At 63.1% G+C, this 2110-nt stretch carries 2 protein-coding genes and 1 pseudogene; 1 reads left to right on the top strand and 2 read right to left on the bottom strand.

Annotation, left to right across the window (positions count from 1 at the left end; all coding sequences use genetic code 11):
- Together JNL55_RS01610 and JNL55_RS01605 are read right to left on the bottom strand one after the other, a co-directional pair.
- Nucleotides 1-203: pseudogene (locus JNL55_RS01610) on the bottom strand (DUF1611 domain-containing protein); the annotation flags it as partial.
- 55 nt (nt 204-258) lie between these two features.
- A complete protein-coding gene (locus JNL55_RS01605) occupies nt 259-1170 on the bottom strand; it encodes a LysR family transcriptional regulator (protein ID WP_293848521.1) in 912 nt (303 codons plus the stop codon).
- Nucleotides 1171-1225: 55 nt separating this feature from the next.
- Between JNL55_RS01605 and JNL55_RS01600 the strand changes: the two genes are divergently transcribed.
- Nucleotides 1226-2110, top strand: an 885-nt coding sequence (locus tag JNL55_RS01600; protein WP_293848520.1) for a pyridoxal-phosphate dependent enzyme, incomplete at its 3' end; no start/stop codon positions are given.

Raw genomic sequence — 2110 nt, 5'->3', positions numbered from 1 at the left:
CCCAGGATCATGGTCTTGGCACCGCGAGCTACGGCTTCCGCATAGGTGAGATCCTGCAGGCCCAAGGTGACGCCGCAGCCGGGCAGGCGACGCTGCCCCACACACATTTCAGGGCGCCATTCGGCGACGCCACGGGACGTTTTGACGGACAGGGGATCGGTGGCGGCCCCCAGATACACGATGTACGGCGCAGGTATGTTCATGGCTAGCATGATTTTTCATTTCGCCGACAGCGTCCAATAGCGAAGCTTGGAGCGGCTATAGACGGCGGTTATGGGCCGGATTGTGGGCCGCCTGGGTCTGGACGATTTGTTCGCGCATGCCTTGTACGAAGGCACGCGCCAGCTGCGACAGCGGCCGGTCTTCGAGATGAATGGCACACACGTTGAAGCGCATCGGCGGATCGAAGAACTTGATGTCGGTCTGCGCATTGCTCATGGCATACGCGGTCGGCTCATCGACGATGGCGATGCCGGCGTCGTGGCGGACCATGGCCGCCGCCAGATAAAACGTTTGCGCCGAAATCACTTCGTTGGCGATGACTTGCAACTTGCCCAGCGCGGCGGCGAACAGATCGCCCACCGGGCCGCTGGTGGACAGGCCGATGATGTCCTTGCCCTTCAGCCAGCTCAGCTCGATACGAGCGGGCACCTTGGGCGCGTCCCGACGATGCATGAGCACCAGCTCCGCCGGACACAACTCGATGATCTTGAGACGCGGATGCGGGGCGGGCGCATAGGCGATGGCCACTTCGCAGCGCCGCTCGTACAGCGAGCGCAATACTTCATCGTGATGCTGGGTCATGACGTCGAAGGTGACGCCCGGATGTGCCTTGCGCAGCTTGGCGATTGCGGCCGGGGCGAGGTCCAATCCGAGCGCCGGCAGCACCGACACCCGCACATTGCCGGCCGAACCGCTGCGAAGATTGCGAGCCGTCTTGCGTAGCGACGACAGCCGTTCGTGCACATCGCTGACCTCCCGAAACAACACGTGTGCTTCGTCAGTCGCGACCAGCCGGCCTTTGACGCGACGGAACAGCGCGAAGCCCAGCTGTTGCTCGGCGTGCTGGAGCACCTTGGTCAAGGATGGCTGCGACACATTCAGGACGCGGGCCGCGCCACTGATGGAGCCGCTGACATAAATGGCGTGAAACGCCTCGATCTGTCGCATGCGCATGCGCTTATAATGCCACGCGCCGGCGCCGGTACCATCGATGGGGACGCGAATGACTCTGACCCTGGCCGACATTCAAGCCGCCCACGCGCGCATCAAGGATCGAATTCATCGCACGCCGGTCATGACCAGTGCGGCCCTCAACGAGAAGGCCGGGGCCCAGCTGTTCTTCAAATGCGAGAACCTGCAGAAGATCGGCGCCTTCAAAGCACGGGGTGCGACCAACGCTGTCTCCATGCTGTCCGATGACGAGGCCCGCCGGGGCGTGGTCACGCATTCGTCCGGCAATCATGCAGCCGCCCTGGCGCGTGCCGCCAAGTTGCGAGGCATTCCGGCTTATATCGTGATGCCGTCCAATTCGCCGCAGGCCAAGTTGGCCTCGGTGCGCCGTTATGGCGCCGAAGTGATTCTGTGCGAGCCGACCCTGGCCGCCCGGGAAAGCAAGTGCCAGAGCGTGATCGAACGCACTGGCGCGGCTCTCATTCATCCCTACACCGACCTTCGAGTCATGGCCGGGCAGGGCACCGCCGCCTTGGAACTGCTCGAAGATGTTCCCGATCTCACGGACATCCTGTGTCCGGTGGGCGGCGGTGGCTTGCTCAGCGGCATCTCGGTTGCCGCCAAGAGCCTCAAGCCGGGGATCACCGTGTTCGGTGTCGAACCCAAAGGCGCTGACGATGCCGCACGCTCGCTGGCTGCCGGTCAAATCATTCCCAGCACGTCACCCGCGACCATTGCCGATGGCTTGCGCTCGTCGTTAGGCGAACTGACGTTTGCCGAGATCCAGCATCATGTCGATGGCATCGTGACTGTCTCGGAACACGAAATCATTCATGCCATGCGCAGCATCTGGGAAGTGTTGAAGATCATCGTCGAGCCGTCCGGCGCGGTGGGCTATGGCGCGCTGGTGGATGGTCAGCTCGATCTGCCGCCCGGT

This window comes from Steroidobacter sp., from assembly GCF_016790065.1.
In the GTDB taxonomy this organism is placed as follows: domain Bacteria; phylum Pseudomonadota; class Gammaproteobacteria; order Steroidobacterales; family Steroidobacteraceae; genus Steroidobacter.
Note: the sequence above shows the minus strand (reverse complement) of the source record. Positions and strands in the feature narration are given on the sequence as shown.

Bases quoted from the DNA above. Each gene is read 5' to 3' on its own strand.
- JNL55_RS01605 (WP_293848521.1), bottom strand. From the start codon at position 1,170: ATGCGACAGATCGAGGCGTTTCACGCCATTTATGTCAGCGGCTCCATC.